The organism is Microvirga pakistanensis, assembly GCF_004458765.1.
In the GTDB taxonomy this organism is placed as follows: Bacteria; Pseudomonadota; Alphaproteobacteria; order Rhizobiales; family Beijerinckiaceae; genus Microvirga; species Microvirga pakistanensis.
On record NZ_SPJX01000645.1, the window covers coordinates 1 to 16079 of the forward strand.

Genomic DNA, 16079 nt, shown 5'->3' on the forward strand with positions numbered 1-16079 from the left:
GGGCGTGCGCTTCCAGATCAACGCCCAGAACTGCGTGCACTGCAAGACCTGCGACATCAAGGATCCCAACCAGAACATCACCTGGACCACCCCCGAGGGCGGCGGCGGGCCAAACTACGTCAATATGTAATGGCCGGCGGCAGGGCGGACGTTCGCACGTTGTCGATGCTGTTGGTGTCCTCGCTGACGAGATTGGAAGCGATGGTGGAGCAGGTGGCAAAGCGCCCGTCGGCCGAGATCAAAGGGTTCGAGCCGGTGAGTATGCGGCTCATCGCTCCCGCTGCTTTCTCATCCGCTCTCTAAATGGCGGGCATAGCGGGGTGACGGATCGAGTTCATTCCTCACATATGGCAGCATCCGGTTGCCCCTGGGCCCAGGCGAGGATGTCGGTCAGGGGAACTCTGTAAGTGCTTCGGCCCATACGGTTTGACTCCAATACGGAGCTTAGCCAACGATCGAGCTGATTTCGGGGGTATGGGATGGTCGACTGGCGGCACGATTGACCTATCCAGCCATCTCTGACGCCGAAACAGCCGTGGCTAAAACTCTCTCACGCCACATAAATTCAGGACAAATCCGCTTGTTTGTTCTTTGCCGTCGGAGGCCTCGACTGACCCTTTCGCTTGCTGCCCGAGCGTTTGTGGACCAGCCAGCTCAGTCCCGAGACAAGAGCCGCAAGAACGACCCAACCCGTGCTGGGATAATCCCGAAAGCTGATGCGCTCTCTTATGCCAAGCTCGTCACCCTGAACAGGCTCGGGTTTGTCATCACTGTTGGACATTGAGGATCCCTCATCATGTAAGCCCTTATGTAGTGGCTCTCCCGCGATCTTAGGAGCGCGCAGCCAGCTCTGGACCGAAATGTCGGTGACACAGATAAAAATACTGAGTGGATCGTGCGGATAAATGTGGCCATCCTACCAGGCGACGGAACGGCATCATCGGCATTAGTGCCATGTCGGTGACGCAGCCCTTTTATGAGGCATGTTGCATTGCAAATAGGTCGAATGCGGCCGATATGAGCATTGGCTGATTTCAACGCGGCAGCGCTTTTCTTCCTCCCGGCGATGCCGTGTCGGCCGTTCCCTCTGGAAGGTTTTGACTCAATTGTCGGACCTCTACTTTAGCCGGGCCTTTGGCCCGGCTTTTTCTGTTCCGGTCCATCCCACCGGGGACTGCTTGTAATAGAATTAGGTTCAACATCATAGCGGTTTCAGCCACAGCTCTCGCATCTGTTGAAGCTCTTGACGGTACCGGATCTATCTCTACCAGGCCGCCCACGATCCAGCCGTTGCCGCCGCTGCCGTGCAGCGTGTCGTCGTCGGCACCGAGCACGATCGACTGATTGGCGCCGTCGCTATAGACAACCTGCGAACCTGCGCCTCCGGTGCTCGTCATCGGAATGTCCGGCATGTGCAGTCGATCACGATCGTAGCGCTGTCGGAGGCGGAACAGGTATTGCCAGTCCGGTCGATGGCTCTGGCGACGAATGTATGCGTGCCTTCGAGCAGCGTGCCGATGGTCACAGATCAGCTGCCGGCGCCGGCAGCCGTGGTGGTTGCGGTCACATTAGTGTTGCACAGCGGGATCGTTGCGCCCGGAGGAATGTGTTTCCGCGCCTAGCCCGGAGGAGGTATTTGCCCTCTCGGGTGAAACTCTATGGGGGTATATTCGCTCGCATCCCCTTCGCGAAATAGTCTATGAGCAAGCAGGGCTGGAAGGCGTTCATTGACGTAACAGGTTCCGCAATTCATACTTCTGCGATCGTCTAGCACGCTGTTAAATTGTAGATTGCTTTTGTTGGAGCGATACAGCTCTCGCGTAACCAAGACATGCCGACGTATCAAGCCGCTGGTACTCACCTGAGTTTTCTCAGGTCGATGTGTATGTGCATTTTCGCGCGTCGACGTACAGTTCATCACTGAAAATAGGGTGGTTCATAGCCACTACCCGCCTATGTCGGCGGCGGTCAGACGTGGCGAATCGAGAGGTTCAAACATGACAAAGCATGTGAAACCGGAAGTCATCGTCGACGTAAATATTCAGCCCGGCCACGGTAAAGCCGGTCGTCATCCAACCAAGGATTTTCTTGATACACTTTCGGGGCACAAGGATCCCGGCATGTTTGGCCGGATGTTCCCCAAGCTCAAGCCTCTTTCTGTGCCAGATAAGGCGCTTGAGGAGCTTGCCGACGCGATGATGGACGATGATGATCCTTCGATGGACAATCCAAATGTTCCAGCCGGTTTCACCTATCTGGGCCAATTCGTCGACCACGACATCACCCTCGACCTGACATCCCTTTCCGAGAAGGAGAAGGATCCTCTCGCCACTGAGAACTTCCGCACACCGAGCCTTGACCTGGACTGCATTTATGGACTGGGCCCGGATGGAAGTCCGCAACTCTACGCACGCAATCCCAAGGAGACCAGCAAGCACGGCCCCAAGTTCCTTCTCGGGAGGTGCATCGATATCGGCGGAGACCCGCCCGGAGAATTCCGGAATGACCTGCCGCGCAGTCCTGAAGGTTTCGCGCTGATCGGCGATCACAGGAACGATGAGAATCTGCTGGTCGCCCAAACCCATCTCGCATTCCTGAAGTTCCACAACAAGGTTGTAGACATGCTGTCGGAAGACTCTAATCCGCCAGCAGATCTTTTCGCTGAGGCACGCAAGATCGTGACGTGGCATTACCAGTGGATGGTGCTGCACGACTTTGTCGAGCGGCTCACCGAACCCGGCATCGTGGACCGAGTTCTCGAGGAGGGGCGCAAATTCTATCGATTCAAGCGGGTTCCATACATGCCTGTCGAGTTCTCCGCCGCTGCTTACCGACTCGGCCACAGCATGGTCCGGCAGAGATATAGCCACAACCGCATCTTCGACGACTTCCGGTTCCCGATCGGTTTCAAGCTGCTGTTCGACTTCTCGGGACTTTCGGGTGGCATCATCGGCGATCTGGCTCCCAATCCACACCCAGCAGGCGGGCCTCCGACTCCGGTATCGCACCTGCCGAACAACTGGATCATCGATTGGCGTCGGTTCTACGACTTCAAAACCGACGCGGCATCAATCCAGAATTTCCGCCTGAACCATGCGCGCCGTCTCGATCCTATGCTGGCGAAGGAGCTTCATGATCTTCCCGGTGGAGGTGGCAATCTGGCCGAGCGCAACCTGAAACGTGGCGTGAGGCTCGGCCTTCCCTCGGGCCAGGATATCGCTGAGGCGATGAGGATCAAGAATCCGCTCACGCCTGATGAGATCGCCACCGGGCCAGACGGCGATATCGCCAAAAAACATGGGCTGCACAAGAAAACGCCCCTTTGGTACTACATCCTCAAGGAAGCCCAGGTGCGCTGCAACGGCGAACGCCTTGGGCCCGTGGGCGCACGCATCGTGGCTGAGGTTTTCATCGGACTCGTTCACGGAGACCACCAGTCTTACCTGTGGATGGCCAAGGACTGGAAACCAACTCTTCCGTCCCGGAAAAAAGGCACTTTCTACATGACAGACCTGCTGAATCTTGTTGGGGAGGTGAGTCCGGTCGACAACATCAGCACAGTCAGTTCCTGATCGAGCCATAGATCGTGATGTGACCTGACTATGAACGGCGGTTCTGCCGTAAGCCATTTGTTTCGGGCCTCCATGGGCTCGGCTCGAAGTCTCAGTGGCGCAGGGTGCCACGTTCAACGGCAGGCCGCTTGATCGGCCCGTGATCCAGCCTGTCTCCTGAGACCGGATCAGGCTGCCCTTCGGAAGTGATCTACTGTGTACCGGGGGGCTGGATAAACGGCACATCCAAAGGCACAGCAGGAGGCTCTCCCTCTGGGGCATCACTCTCGGATGGATTCAAGGGATCAAGCGGCGGAATGTCAGGTGCAGGCTCAGGCGCAGGATTTTCCGTCGGAGGCAGCGGCGGAATGTCAGGCTCTGGCATATCGGACATGGATCATCTCATCCGTTGATCTGTCCTATGGCAAAGCATCGACAGGCACAAAGTGTTCCACATGCGTGGGTGGACGAGTTGCGGACCCATATCGGGAGGAGTGGCAGAAGCCTGTCGCCGTTCAGGCAGCCTGCCATTCGGCTGATCCGACCGGGACCGTGATGGTGCAGCACACCCCCTCACGCTTGAACCGGATGTCGAGGTACCCGCCGAACTCCTGGGTAATCGCCTGCCGCAGCAAGCGTGAGCCGAACCCAGGACGCGGCGATGCCTCCACCGGAGGTCCACCGAGCTCGGACCAGGCGATCGCCAGGGTGACATCATTGCCGTGTCCATTGATCGTCCAGTCAGTATGCACCCGACCGGAAGCGTATGACAGGGCGCCGTATTTGGTGTCATTGGTGGCGAGCTCGTGGAAAGCCATTCCCAACACCACTGCCGGCTTGGCGGTCAGATGGATTGTAGGTCCGCTTAACCGTCTTTGTGCGTGAACTGGCTCTCAGCATGACCATCAACCGTCTCAGAAACATCGTGACCGCGCGAGCAAGCCGCAGCCCCGATCAGGTTAGGCCGCCTCCCGTTGACCTTCGCTCCTCACTGATGATCGATCGGATCTTCTGCGCGAGCGCATCGACGGCGAAGGGCTTGGTGATCATCTGCATGCCAGCATCCAGAAAGCCTGCGGCCAAAGTCGCATTCTCCGCATAGCCCGTAATGAAGAGAACCTTGAGATCTGGACGCTTTTCGCGGGCCGCGTCCGCCAGTTGGCGACCGTTCAGTCCGGGGAGGCCCACATCGGTGACGAGGAGGTCGATCCGCCGTCTGGATTGCAGGAGCTTCAACCCTTCAGGGCCGTCAGCAGCCTCCAGGGTGCGGTATCCAAGATCTTCCAGTACTTCAATGATGAGGCTGCGCACAACGGGTTCATCCTCAACCACCAGGACCGTCTCGCCGGACTCCGCTCGCGGCGCCTCAGCCAATGTGGCAGCTTCGATTTCGGCTTCCGTGTCTCCGCGATAACGCGGCAGGTAGATCTTGATCGTCGTGCCCTGGTCTACCTCGCTGTAGATCTTAGCATGACCTTCCGATTGTTTCGCAAAACCGTACACCATGGACAGGCCCAGCCCGGTGCCTTGCCCGATCGGCTTGGTCGTGAAGAACGGGTCGAAGGCGCGCTCGATCACGTCGGGCGGCATGCCGGTTCCAGTGTCCGTCACGCAGATGCAGATGTATTGCCCAGGCTTCACATCCCGCTGAGCGGCGATATAGGCATCGTCCAAATGCGCGTTGCAGGTCTCGATCGTCAGTTTGCCGCCATCCGGCATCGCGTCGCGCGCGTTGATGACGAGGTTGAGCAGCGCGCTTTCCAGTTGGTTCGGGTCGCACAAGGTCGGCCAGAGGCCACCTGCCAGCACGACCTCAAGGGTGACGGTCTCGCCGACCGTGCGTCGGAAAAGATCCTCCAGGGAGGCCACCAACGCGTTGGCTTGGACAGGCCTGGGGTCGAGCGGCTGCCTGCGGGCAAAGGCCAGCAGGCGGTGCGTCAAGGCGGATGCACGATTGGCGGACGTCGTCGCCGCCGTCATGTAGCGGTCCACTGTATCCAGCCGCCCCTGAGAGAGTCGGGTCCGAAGCATGTCGAGGGAGCCCACGATCCCGGTCAGCAGATTGTTGAAGTCGTGGGCAATGCCGCCGGTGAGCTGTCCCACCGCTTCCATCTTCTGCGACTGACGCAGTGCTTCTTCGGTTTGGCGTAGGGCTTCCGCGGCTTCTCTCTCGGCGGTGATGTCCCGTCCGATGGCATAGAACAGTCCCTCCTTGGGGACGGCTGTCCAGGAGATCAGGCGGTAACTTCCGTCCTTTGCCCGGAAACGGTTTTCGAAGCGATATGTCCGAGTGCCTTCATCAAGTCTCGACAACTCTGCGATGGACGCCTCGACATCATCAGGGTGGATCAATCCGAGGAAGTTGCGCGAGAGCAGTTCCTCCTCGGTCCAGCCTAGCATCGTCGTCCAGGCCGGGTTGACGGCAACCAGCGTTCCGTCCGCTCGGCACACGTCCATCAAATCGGTGCTCAAATGCCAGATCTGGTCCCTCTCGCGGGTGCGCTCCTCGACCTGGGCTTCGAGGTTCTCGTTCAGCTTGCGGAGCAGTTCCTGCGCCCGCTTCTGCTCGTCGATGTCGACGATGACGAGAATCGCCCCGATGATCTTACCCTCCTGGTTCCGGAGAGGCACGCTGCTGAACCGCGTCCATGTTTCCCTGCCATTCTCCGCCCGGTGCAGGAATTCGATGTCGGGTACGGTTTCTCCCCGAAGAGCTCGTGGGGCGGGAAACTCGTGGGCGGATAGCTGTTTACCGTTTTCGTCCCAAGCGATCCACCTGTCCTCAGCATCGGGCAGGCGGGACGGAATGGTGCCGTCTGGAATGAACTCCCGAAATGCAGGATTTGAAAGGAGGGATTGGCCATCAGGGTCGATGAAGCACACACCGACAGGGAGGCTATCGATGAGTGTGACGAGGCGGGTGTGCTGGTCCCTGAGCAAAGCCTCATTTTCCTTGAGGCTCTGCTCGGCGACCTTGCGATCATGGATATCCTCAACGACGCCGTACCACCGGATGATTTCACCGTCTTCGCTTAGCCGCGGGTAGGCTCGCGCCCGCATCCAGCGATATTCACCCGTCGCGGCGATGCGGATGCGATACTCGACATCAAGGGCATCTCTTGAGGCGAGACTGCTGGAAAAGACCCCAAGTGCTGGCGCCACATCATCCGGGTGCATGGCATCGACCCAGCCGCTGCCATAAGGTTCGTCCGGGCCTTGTCCGGTCATCTCGAGCCAGCGGGTGGAGAAGGAGGTGATGTTCCCCTGCGGATCGCAGGTCCAGGGCACCTGCGGATTGAGCTCGACCGTATGGCGGTAGTGATCCTCGGCCTCCCGGATCCGCGCTTCGGCCTGCCTGCGCTCGGTGATGTCACGATAGAACACGGCCAGACCATCGGGAGCGGGATAGGCGCGGATCTCGATCCAAGCCTCATGGCCATCAGGCCAAGCATACCTGTTCTCGAACGTGACGGGCACCCGCTCGGCCATGGCCTTCTTGTATAACTGCCCGACGGGCGAGTTCTCCGTGTCCGGCCAGACCTCCCAGTGCGTCCGTCCGATGATCTCCTTCTCCAGGCGCGTCTCAAGCCGCAGTCCTGCCGTGTTGATCTGAAGAACGCGGAAATCCCGGTCGAGCAAGACAAACGCTTCATCCATCCCATCGAGCACGCCTTGTGCGCGCTCTTCGCTCTGACGCAAAGCCCGTTGGCCGAGAATTTTGTCTGTGGTTTCCGTGCAGGCGCAGAACATCCCGGCAATCACGCCGCTCTCGTTCCAGACCGGGTTGTAGGAGAAGCTGAACCAAGCCTCCTCCCGGTACCCGTTCCGTTCCATGGGAATCAGGAGGTCCTCGTGCCAACTCGACCGACCTGCGAGGGTCTCGTCGACGAGTGGTTTGATCTGCTCCCAGATGTCGGACCACACCTCTGCGAAGGGACGCCCGAGCGCACCCGGATGTTTGGCGCCGAAGATCGGAGCGTAGTCATCATTATAAAGGAAAGCGAGTTCCTGCCCCCAGGCGATGAACATCGCCTGCTTGGCGTTCAGCATCAGCCTCACCAAGGTGCGGAGGGATCCAGGCCAGGTCTCCGGCTGCCCCAAGGGGGAGGTTGACCAGTCGTGGGCGCGCATCCTGGCACCCATCTCTCCCCCACCGGAGAGGAAGTCGCGATCCATGGGTGCGGCTGCGCGCGTATCTCTATCGTGCATCGGGGTTCCGGGCATTAATCGGCTTGTTCGACCCATAGCCTGCGCCCATGAAGCGGCTGGCATGCAAAACTTTTAGGATGACCCCAGGGGCGAACAGAATAGACGTCATTGCTGGTCAGACTTGGCCGCAGGGGCCTTGGGACGGCGCGATCGGGGCATTCTGGCGTGTCGAATGAGAGCGGCAATAAACATGGGGTGGGTGACCGGCAGGCGATCTAGGGCAGAGGTCCGGCAATCTCAACGTGTATTTTGTCGCTGCTGGATTCCGGGCGAACAACGTTCTCGGCTGGATATTGATCCGCTGGCGCTGAATGGACCCTCCTGGTGGCTTATAGTCTCGGGGGGCCTTCACTCGGCCTGACGGGAAGCCATCGCTTGCCGAAGAACGGCCAAGATACGGGGATCATGCGACTGCGCCACGTTGAAGCGGAGGAACGACGTGGCCGTCTGAGAGACGCTGAATACGTTGCCAGGAGCAAGAACGACGTTGTCCTTCACGGCTCTGCGAGCAAGCGCAGCGGAGTCTTGTCCCTCCGGCAGGCGGCACCAGAGATAAAAGCCGCCGCGCGGCATGAGCCAGGGCCGGATGCCCAGGGGCTCCAGCCGCGTTGCCATTTCGTGGCGGGCTCGCGCAAGGCGCTGGCGCAATCCCTCCATGTGCTTGCGATAACCGCCCGAAGCGAGAACGTTGGCGATCAGCTCGGTCGTGACCGGGCTCGGTCCACCGAAACAAGTGGCAACCTGGAGATCAGCCAAGCCCTCGATCCAATCCGCTCGTGTGGCGATGTAGCCGCAGCGGATCGAGGCAGACAGCGTCTTCGAGAAGCTTCCGATCCGGATGACACGGTCGAGCCCGTCTAGCACCGCAAGGCGCGGCGAGGGTTCTGGCTCGAAATCGGCGAAGATGTCGTCCTCGACGATTGTCAGATTATGAGCCGAGGCCGCGTTCAAGAGCCTGTAGGCGGTCTGCGGCGAGAGAGTGGCGCCGGTCGGGTTATTGAGCGCGGAGTTGGTGATGTAAAGGCGCGGTCGCTCTGCAGTCAGGATCGTCTCGAAGGCGGCTACATCGGGACCGGATTGGGTATATGGCACGCCGACGATCCTGGCTTGATGCGCTCGAAGCAGCGCCTGAAAGTTGAAGTACCCCGGATCATCCACCACCACCGTGTCGCCGGGCCTCAGCAGGAAGCGGCAGACCAGGTCGATCGCCTGCGTCCCCGAACTTGTGAGTATGATCTGGTCGGGTGAAGCCTCGAGGCCTTCTTCGGCAAACCGGCGCAAGAGCAACCGACGCAGGAGAGGCGAGCCATGCGTGCTGCCGTAGTCGGAGAGAATTGCATCCTCGCCCCGTGCAACCGTCCGCAAAGCCTGGCGGAGCGCGGCATTCGGCATCCAATCCGCCGGGAGCCAGCCACACCCGGGCTTCATCACCATGGGATCGGCATCGAGCGACTGGCGCGAGATCCAGAACGGGTCAACGGCCCGCTCGCGTCTCGGCTCGGTCTCCGATACCATCAGCGGTGGCAAACTCCTGGCCGCGACATAGAAGCCGGAACCACGTCGGGCATAGATCAGGCCCTCGGCAGCAAGACGGTCATAGGCCTCAACGACCGTGGACGGCGATACGTCCATGGTCACGGCAAAGCTCCGGATCGAGGGCAGGCGATCGCCGGAAACGAGAGCTCGGCTTGAGATCCGCGTTCGAATCGCCGTCATGACCTCACCAATGCGCGTCTGTGCTTCGTTCCTCATTCCTGTTCCACCGATTGTATGGCAGCGCGTGCCCATACAGTTTCTAACAATTGTACTATACTGTCTCTGTTCGAGTCAGAAGTGGAATCCTAGGATGCCTTAGAAAGAGGGGTTCCATGGACCGAACAATGCGCGGGTGGGGCAGTGGCCTCGTGGGTGTCATCATCTTCAGCGGCTCGTTGCCGGCGACGCGGGTCGCCGTCGGGGACTTCTCGCCCTTGTTTCTGACGTCGGCGCGCGCGGTGATCGCCGCGCTGCTTGGAGCAGCCTTCCTTGTTCTCCTTCGTCAGGCGAAGCCGGGGCGTAGGGATCTCGCCTCGCTTGCGATGGTCGCGCTCGGTGTTGTCGTTGGTTTCCCGCTGCTGACGGCGCTCGCGCTTCAGCACATCACGTCGGCGCATTCCATCGTTTTCATTGGCCTCCTGCCGCTCGCGACCGCCATCTTCGGCGTCTTGCGCGGCGGCGAGCGGCCGAAATCTGTCTTCTGGCTGTTTTCGGGCTTCGGGGCGGCAACGGTTGCCGGATTTGCCCTTTTCAACAGTGGCTTAGGTTCTCTCACGGGCGATCTGCTGATGGTGGCCGCCGTCCTGCTTTGCGGTTTCGGCTATGCCGAGGGAGCTGCGCTCTCGCGAAGGGTCGGCGGCTGGCAGGTCATCTCTTGGGCCCTGCTCCTGTCGCTGCCCATGATGGCCACAGTCGCGTTGGTCACGATGCCCGAATCCTGGAGCGGGATCGGTGCTCCGGCTTGGCTCGGGCTCGCCTATGTTTCGGTTTTCAGCATGTTGATCGGCTTCGTTTTCTGGTATCGCGGCCTCGCGCTCGGTGGCATCGCAGGCGTCGGGCAGCTGCAACTGCTTCAGCCGTTCTTCGGCTTGGCGCTGGCAGGCCTGCTGCTCCATGAGCCGGTAGCCTGGACGATGATCGCGGCGACAGGCCTTGTTGTTCTTTTCGTGGCTGGAGCCAAGCGGTTCGCCTGAAGTTCCTGCCGGACTGCAGGTCATCTTCTTTCTTGCCATCCGGTTGAGCGTGTGCCCGAGCTTGGCCATCGAACCGGGGCAGGCCCCTGCCAGAGCCGTTTGAGTCAAGGGACAGCGCAGACGGTGTGCGCAAGTCGCGAGACTTCATCGAGGCAGGTAGCTGTCCTTGGACCCCTCTGCTGTGCCCTAGCTCGCTCACGGCACAGCCGCCCATCGGCATGCCCACAAGCCCCATGTCGTCTGACGACGCGAGTGGCTCACCCAAATATCAAACTGGCTGAAAACCGTAGAACGATCGTCTGAGCCTTTTGACGCTTGACACCGCATCCCGCTTTGCCCAGTCTATCCTGGCAGACGTCATACAACTACAATCCAGAGACACCGGTCAGCAAATGGGAGACCAGCATGCGTGTATCACCGATCCTCATCGCTCTTGCGATCGCAACCGCAGGCAGCACCGCTAACGGTGCTGAGTTGCTGGTCGCTACGGGTGGGGGCATCATTGCCCACGCAGAGCGTGAAGCGCTATTCAGTCCGGCCGAGAAGGAGCTCGGCATCAAGATCAAGGAAACGACGATTGACGGATTGCAGGACGTACGAGTCCAAGTGCAAAGCAACTCCGTGACCTGGGACATCTCACAGATGTCTCTCGAAGAATGCATGATGGCCTCCAAGGAAGGTCTTCTAGAGAAAATCGACACATCGATTGTGTCGACTGAAGGATTCGACAAGAATGTCGTGACCGAATATTGTATCCCGGCCTATTATTACTCGACAGTGATCGCCTCCGCCTCAAACCTGAAGCAGGCGAAGAGCTGGGCCGACTTCTTCGATGCTGAGAACTTCCCGGGTGACCGATCGATCTACAACTCCCCTCGGTATAATCTCGAAGCTGCCCTTCTTGCGGACGGCGTTCCCGCCGACAAGCTCTATCCCCTCGATCTCGACCGGGCATTTCGCAAGCTGGAGGCTCTCAAGCCGCACATCACGGTGTGGTGGCAGTCAGGCGCCCAGTCGGCTCAGCTTCTGAAGGATGGCGAGGTTGACTACATCGGCATGTGGAATGGTCGCGCTGCTGCCGCGATCAAGGATGGCGCAAAGGCCACGTTCACATTCAACCAGGCGATTCTGAGCGCGGATTGCTTCGTCATTCTGAAAGGTGCCCCGAACAAGGAGCTCGCTCAGAAAGCTCTCGCCATTTTCTTCGCGCCAGGTCCTCAGGCTCACCTTCCGCTCTATGTCGATTACGGTCCGGCCAACGCAAAGGCCTTCAGCGTCGCCGGCGTCCTCTCCGATGCGGACAAGGCGCGTGTGAATACGTCCCCCGAGAACAAGAAGACCCAGGTTGTCCAGAGTGAGGCTTGGTGGGGCGAGCACGGGCAAGAGGCGGTAGAGCGTTGGGAGAACTTCCGCCAGCGGTAAGTCCAGAGGCTGCAAAAGCGGCCTCTCCACCTTCCTCCCTCGTTGAAAGGACTCGCTGCGCACAATGCCGTCTTCCATTGAAATTTCTGATCTAACGAAGCGCTATGGCCAGTTCGTGTCGCTGGACAACGTCTCCCTTAGCGTCAGCGCGGGCGAGTTCTTGACGCTCCTGGGACCCTCCGGCTCGGGAAAAACAACGCTGCTCATGAGCATTGCGGGTTTCACCCGACCGGATGCCGGAAGTATCCGCATCGACAATAAAGAAATCGTGGCGCTCCCCCCGCACAAGCGGAACATCGGCATGGTCTTCCAAAACTATGCTCTGTTCCCCCACATGACGGTCGCCGAAAACGTTGGATACCCGCTGAAGCTGCGCGGCGTCGGCAAAGCAGAGCGGGATCAACGCATTACGGCTGCGCTCGCGGCCGTTCAGATGGACAGGTTCGCCTCGCGAAACGTTGCTCAGCTCTCGGGTGGTCAGCGGCAGCGCGTAGCCGTCGCCCGCGCCATCGTATTCGAGCCGAACATCATTCTCATGGATGAGCCCCTGTCTGCACTCGACAAGAAGCTGAGGGAGGAGATGCAGGTCGAGCTGAAGCACCTGCAGGTGCGCCTCGGAAGGACGGTGGTCTACGTCACGCACGACCAGAAAGAGGCGCTGACGATGTCGGACCGTATTGCTGTAATGCGTGCGGGCAAGATAGAGCAGATCGCCACGCCCAAGGATATCTACGAGGCTCCCGCCTCCAAGTTCGTGGCGGATTTCATCGGTGACTCCGACTTTGTTCCGGCATCCGTCGTGCTCTCCACCGGCGACCATGCGCTTGCGCGAAACTTTCTTCAAGCAAAGTTGGGGAGCCTTCGCGACCCGATCTTCGTTCTTAGGCCCGAAAAGATCGAGATCGACACAGGAGCCGATGTGAGCCATGGCGCTCTCAGGCTATCGGGAACTGTGCAGGAGGTCTTGTACCAGGGCAACGCCCTGGTGGCCTATATCGCGCTCGAAAGCGGTCAAGTTATCCGGCTGCAGCGTGGCACTCGCACCAGCATCATGGAGTCTTTCCCTCAGGCGGGAAGCCCGGTCAGGATCCTGGTCCACGAGAAGGATATCTGCATCGTCGAGCAGGAGGAACTCGCGCGATGACGGCCGGTGTCAACAGTGCAATTCTCGCGAGTGTCGATGCTTCGGAGAAGCGTCAGTCTCACCTGCTGCTGTTTCCCGCGATTGCCGTCGTAAGCCTTGCGATTGCGCCGTTTCTCTGGCTCGGGGCTCTGTCGTTCGTGGCCGACGGCCAGATCTCCCTTGAGCATTATGCCCGAATGCTCGCGAATCCGAGCTATATCACCACATTCGTAACAACCCTTCAGATGAGCGCTGTTGTTACCGCCTTCGTGGTGCTTCTCGGATTTCCGGCAGCTTACGCGATTTCATTGCTTCCGCACCGACTAGCGACAGCGGCTCTCACGCTGGTGGCAATTCCGTTCTGGACCTCGCTTCTGGTTCGCACCTATGCCTGGATGGTTCTGCTGCAGCGAAATGGCCTGATCAATACCTGGGCCATCGAGCTTGGTCTCGTCGAGCGGCCGATGCGGCTGGCCAACAGCTTTCTTGGAACGTCCATCGGTATGATCCATATCATGCTGCCGCTCTTCATTTTCACACTCTACGGAACGGTCAAGGCGATTGACCGCACGCTCCTTCGGGCGGCCGCGAACCTCGGCGCATCGCCGATCCGGACCTTCATGACCGTCTTCTTGCCGTTATCGCTGCCGGGCGTCGTCACCGGCGCGATGCTGACCTTCATCATCTGTCTCGGCTTCTACGTGACCCCACAGTTGCTGGGCGGCGGCAACGTCACGACGATTCCGATGCGCGTACAGCAGAATATCCTGATCTATAGCGACTGGGGAGCTGCGAGCGCGTTGGGTGTCGTGCTGATCGTTATCGTCGCGCTCGTGATGCTGACGTTGAGAGCTGTCGTCGGAAAACGGGGGTAGACGTGAGCGAGACCGAATTCATTCCCACAACTCGGCGGATCTGGCTGTTCGTTCTGCTCGGCCTGATCTTGGTTTTTCTATTCATTCCGGTTTTGATTGTCGTCCCTATGAGCTTCTCGGCGTCAAACTATCTGCAGTTTCCGCCATCCGAACTGTCGCTGAGGTGGTATAGCAGCTTCTTCAACTCTACGGAGTGGATGTCCGCGACACGAACCTCCATGATCGCTGCAATCGGAACGACGATCCTGGCCACTCCGGTCGGCGTAGCGGCGGCAGTCTCTCTGCGTAATCGGACAGGGATGTCTGCCGGAATGACCTACGGCTACCTGTTGTCCACGCAGATCGTTCCCGTCATCCTGATTGGCATCGGGATCTTCTTTGTCTACTCCAAGATCGGAATTGTGAATTCCCTTCTCGGTATCATCCTTGCTCACTCGACGCTTGCCGTTCCATTCGTCGTGGCCACATGTCTCTCTGGACTTCGGCAGTTCGACAGAACGCAGGAACAGGCCGCGCAGAACCTCGGTGCTCATCCTTTTCGTGCCTTCTGGGACATTACGCTTCCGCAGATTCGGATTCCGGTTGCCGCCGGCGCTCTCTTCGCGTTCATCACTTCCCTCGACGAGGTCGTCATAGGGTTGTTTATCTCCGGCGGTGACAACACAGTTCTGACCAAGCGGATGTTCATGCAATTGCGAGACCAACTTGATCCGACGATCGCGGCCATTTCCTCGCTTCTGATTGCTATGAGCCTCGTTGCCGTCGGGTTCTTCCTTCTGTCACAGCGCGGGGAAAAACCCTAGGGACCGGATGATCTCCGTAGCACGTACCGGCTCCCACTTATGCATTGAAAGTACTCTCATGTCCGTTCTCGCTGCTGATATGCGTACCACTTCCTACTGGCTGGATGGAATCCCTGAGGAGCCGTTACTCCAGGGCGAAACGCCGAACCGTGTGGACGTGGCAATCGTCGGGGCGGGCTATACAGGTCTGAGTGCCGCTCTCGAACTGGCCCGATCCGGACGTTCCGTAGCGGTCTTCGACTCCGAGCGTCCCGGTTATGGATGCAGCACACGGAACGGCGGCCAGGTATCGCCTCATATGAAGCCAAGCATGGTCGCTCTCGCGCGCCGGGCCGGCGACAAGAAAGCATTCGCCGTCCGCAAGACCGGCTACGATGCCTATGAGTACCTAGGCGAATTCATCCGCGCGGAGGGGCTTGAGTGCGACTTCGAAAGGTCCGGGCATTTCCTCGGCGCGCACACACCGGGAGCATACGAGGCGATCGCTCGCAGCGAACCTGAGGACGTTCGTCAGTTCGGCTACGAAGCCTACGCGATCCCACGGTCGGATCAGCACTCTGAGGTTGGGACTGACGCCTTCTTTGGCGGAGTCGTCTATCCGCAATGGGCGAAGATCGACCCAGCACGGTATCATCATGGCCTCCTGACAAGAGCGAACGATGCCGGCGCTCTCGTTTTCGGAAACAGCCATGTCGAATCCATTCAAAGGGACGGTAAGGGCTTCCATCTGCGGATCGGATCGGCGCAAGTCCACGCGCGCGACGTTCTGGTCGCGACAAACGGCTATACCGGGCCTTCAACCCCCTGGATGCGCAGACGAGTCATCCCAATCGGGAGCTTCATCATCGCCACGGAACCGCAGCCCGAGTCGCTGATCCGTCGATTGTCGCCAAAGGATCGAATGATCTCTGAGACCCGCAAGGTCGTCTATTACTATCGTGCGTCGCCGGATCGCCGGCGGATCCTTTTCGGAGGCCGCGTTTCCATCGGCGACGCGACGAGCGAGTATAGCGCTCCCCGTCTGCACGCCGCGATGACGCGCGTATTTCCTGAGCTTTCCGGGGCAAAAGTGAGCCACTGCTGGTACGGTTTTGTCGCCTATACCTTCGATGAGCTTCCTCACATTGGATCACATGACGACGTCCATTATGCAATGGGGTACTGCGGCACCGGCATCGCGATGGCCACCTATCTTGGCATGAAATCGGCGTTGAAGATCCTTGGAAGGCCGCAAGGAGCAACGGCACTGGATGATCTGCCGTTTCAAACCCGGCCAGGCTACTTCGGAAAACCCTGGTTCCTGGCTCCCTCCATCCTCTACTACAAGATGCGTGACGCCATGATGCGATGAATGGCCCAAGGAACGA

General features: G+C 59.4%; 13 protein-coding genes. 8 read left to right on the plus strand and 5 right to left on the minus strand.

Annotated elements, in window-relative coordinates; all coding sequences use genetic code 11:
• On the plus strand, positions 1–130 hold a 130-nt coding region (locus tag E4K09_RS24395), incomplete at its 5' end, for a 4Fe-4S dicluster domain-containing protein (protein ID WP_134497181.1).
• On the opposite strand, the gene E4K09_RS29480 is transcribed toward E4K09_RS24395, so the two are convergent.
• Complete coding sequence (locus E4K09_RS29480) at positions 120–272, minus strand: hypothetical protein (protein ID WP_166802495.1); 153 nt, start codon at positions 270–272, stop codon at positions 120–122. The two genes, E4K09_RS24395 and E4K09_RS29480, sit on opposite strands and share 11 nt — an antisense overlap.
• Before the next feature lie 762 nt (positions 273–1034).
• Entirely contained in the window at positions 1035–1412 is a 378-nt protein-coding gene (locus tag E4K09_RS24400) for a hypothetical protein (protein WP_134500241.1), read from the minus strand.
• Positions 1413–1997: 585 nt separating this feature from the next.
• On the opposite strand from E4K09_RS24400, the gene E4K09_RS24405 reads away from it, so the two are divergent.
• Positions 1998–3572, plus strand: coding sequence for a peroxidase family protein (locus E4K09_RS24405; RefSeq protein ID WP_134500242.1), 1575 nt, complete (start codon positions 1998–2000; stop codon positions 3570–3572).
• A 494-nt stretch (positions 3573–4066) separates the two neighbouring features.
• On the opposite strand, the gene E4K09_RS24410 is transcribed toward E4K09_RS24405, so the two are convergent.
• From E4K09_RS24410 to E4K09_RS24420, 3 genes are all read right to left on the minus strand, one after another.
• Positions 4067–4369 carry a sensor histidine kinase gene (locus E4K09_RS24410; RefSeq protein ID WP_134500243.1) on the minus strand — a complete coding sequence of 101 codons (303 nt, stop codon included), beginning with the start codon at positions 4367–4369 and terminating at the stop codon, positions 4067–4069.
• A 136-nt stretch (positions 4370–4505) separates the two neighbouring features.
• Positions 4506–7727, minus strand: a complete 3222-nt coding sequence (locus E4K09_RS24415; protein WP_134500244.1) for a hybrid sensor histidine kinase/response regulator — start codon at positions 7725–7727, stop codon at positions 4506–4508.
• 381 nt (positions 7728–8108) lie between these two features.
• Positions 8109–9512, minus strand: coding sequence for an aminotransferase-like domain-containing protein (locus E4K09_RS24420; RefSeq protein ID WP_134500245.1), 1404 nt, complete (start codon positions 9510–9512; stop codon positions 8109–8111).
• 116 nt (positions 9513–9628) lie between these two features.
• Here E4K09_RS24420 and E4K09_RS24425 point away from each other — a divergent pair, with 116 nt between their 5' ends.
• From E4K09_RS24425 to E4K09_RS24450, 6 genes are all read left to right on the plus strand, one after another.
• Positions 9629–10489 (plus strand): DMT family transporter, encoded by an 861-nt coding sequence (locus E4K09_RS24425; RefSeq protein WP_134500246.1) that lies wholly within the window; start codon positions 9629–9631, stop codon positions 10487–10489.
• A 405-nt stretch (positions 10490–10894) separates the two neighbouring features.
• Positions 10895–11911 carry an ABC transporter substrate-binding protein gene (locus E4K09_RS24430; RefSeq protein ID WP_134500247.1) on the plus strand — a complete coding sequence of 339 codons (1017 nt, stop codon included), beginning with the start codon at positions 10895–10897 and terminating at the stop codon, positions 11909–11911.
• A gap of 64 nt (positions 11912–11975) precedes the next feature.
• Positions 11976–13055 (plus strand): ABC transporter ATP-binding protein, encoded by a 1080-nt coding sequence (locus E4K09_RS24435; protein WP_134500248.1) that lies wholly within the window; start codon positions 11976–11978, stop codon positions 13053–13055.
• Between the two features lie 137 nt (positions 13056–13192).
• Complete coding sequence (locus E4K09_RS24440) at positions 13193–13909, plus strand: ABC transporter permease (RefSeq protein ID WP_166802496.1); 717 nt, start codon at positions 13193–13195, stop codon at positions 13907–13909.
• Between the two features lie 2 nt (positions 13910–13911).
• Positions 13912–14712 (plus strand): ABC transporter permease, encoded by an 801-nt coding sequence (locus E4K09_RS24445; protein WP_166802497.1) that lies wholly within the window; start codon positions 13912–13914, stop codon positions 14710–14712.
• Between the two features lie 7 nt (positions 14713–14719).
• Positions 14720–16063, plus strand: coding sequence for an NAD(P)/FAD-dependent oxidoreductase (locus E4K09_RS24450; RefSeq protein WP_204985786.1), 1344 nt, complete (start codon positions 14720–14722; stop codon positions 16061–16063).
• Positions 16064–16079 lie beyond the last annotated feature (16 nt).

What these genes read in the sequence shown, in the direction of transcription:
- E4K09_RS24450 (WP_204985786.1), top strand. Translation starts at nt 14,720, where the DNA reads ATGATCTCCGTAGCACGTACCGGCTCCCACTTATGCATTGAAAGTACT.
- E4K09_RS24420 (WP_134500245.1), bottom strand. Translation starts at nt 9,512, where the DNA reads ATGAGGAACGAAGCACAGACGCGCATTGGTGAGGTCATGACGGCGATT.
- E4K09_RS24415 (WP_134500244.1), bottom strand. Translation starts at nt 7,727, where the DNA reads ATGGATCGCGACTTCCTCTCCGGTGGGGGAGAGATGGGTGCCAGGATG.
- E4K09_RS24400 (WP_134500241.1), bottom strand. Translation starts at nt 1,412, where the DNA reads ATGCCGGACATTCCGATGACGAGCACCGGAGGCGCAGGTTCGCAGGTT.
- E4K09_RS24425 (WP_134500246.1), top strand. Translation starts at nt 9,629, where the DNA reads ATGGACCGAACAATGCGCGGGTGGGGCAGTGGCCTCGTGGGTGTCATC.
- E4K09_RS24435 (WP_134500248.1), top strand. Translation starts at nt 11,976, where the DNA reads ATGCCGTCTTCCATTGAAATTTCTGATCTAACGAAGCGCTATGGCCAG.
- E4K09_RS29480 (WP_166802495.1), bottom strand. Translation starts at nt 272, where the DNA reads ATGAGCCGCATACTCACCGGCTCGAACCCTTTGATCTCGGCCGACGGG.
- E4K09_RS24405 (WP_134500242.1), top strand. Translation starts at nt 1,998, where the DNA reads ATGACAAAGCATGTGAAACCGGAAGTCATCGTCGACGTAAATATTCAG.
- E4K09_RS24430 (WP_134500247.1), top strand. Translation starts at nt 10,895, where the DNA reads ATGCGTGTATCACCGATCCTCATCGCTCTTGCGATCGCAACCGCAGGC.
- E4K09_RS24410 (WP_134500243.1), bottom strand. Translation starts at nt 4,369, where the DNA reads ATGGCTTTCCACGAGCTCGCCACCAATGACACCAAATACGGCGCCCTG.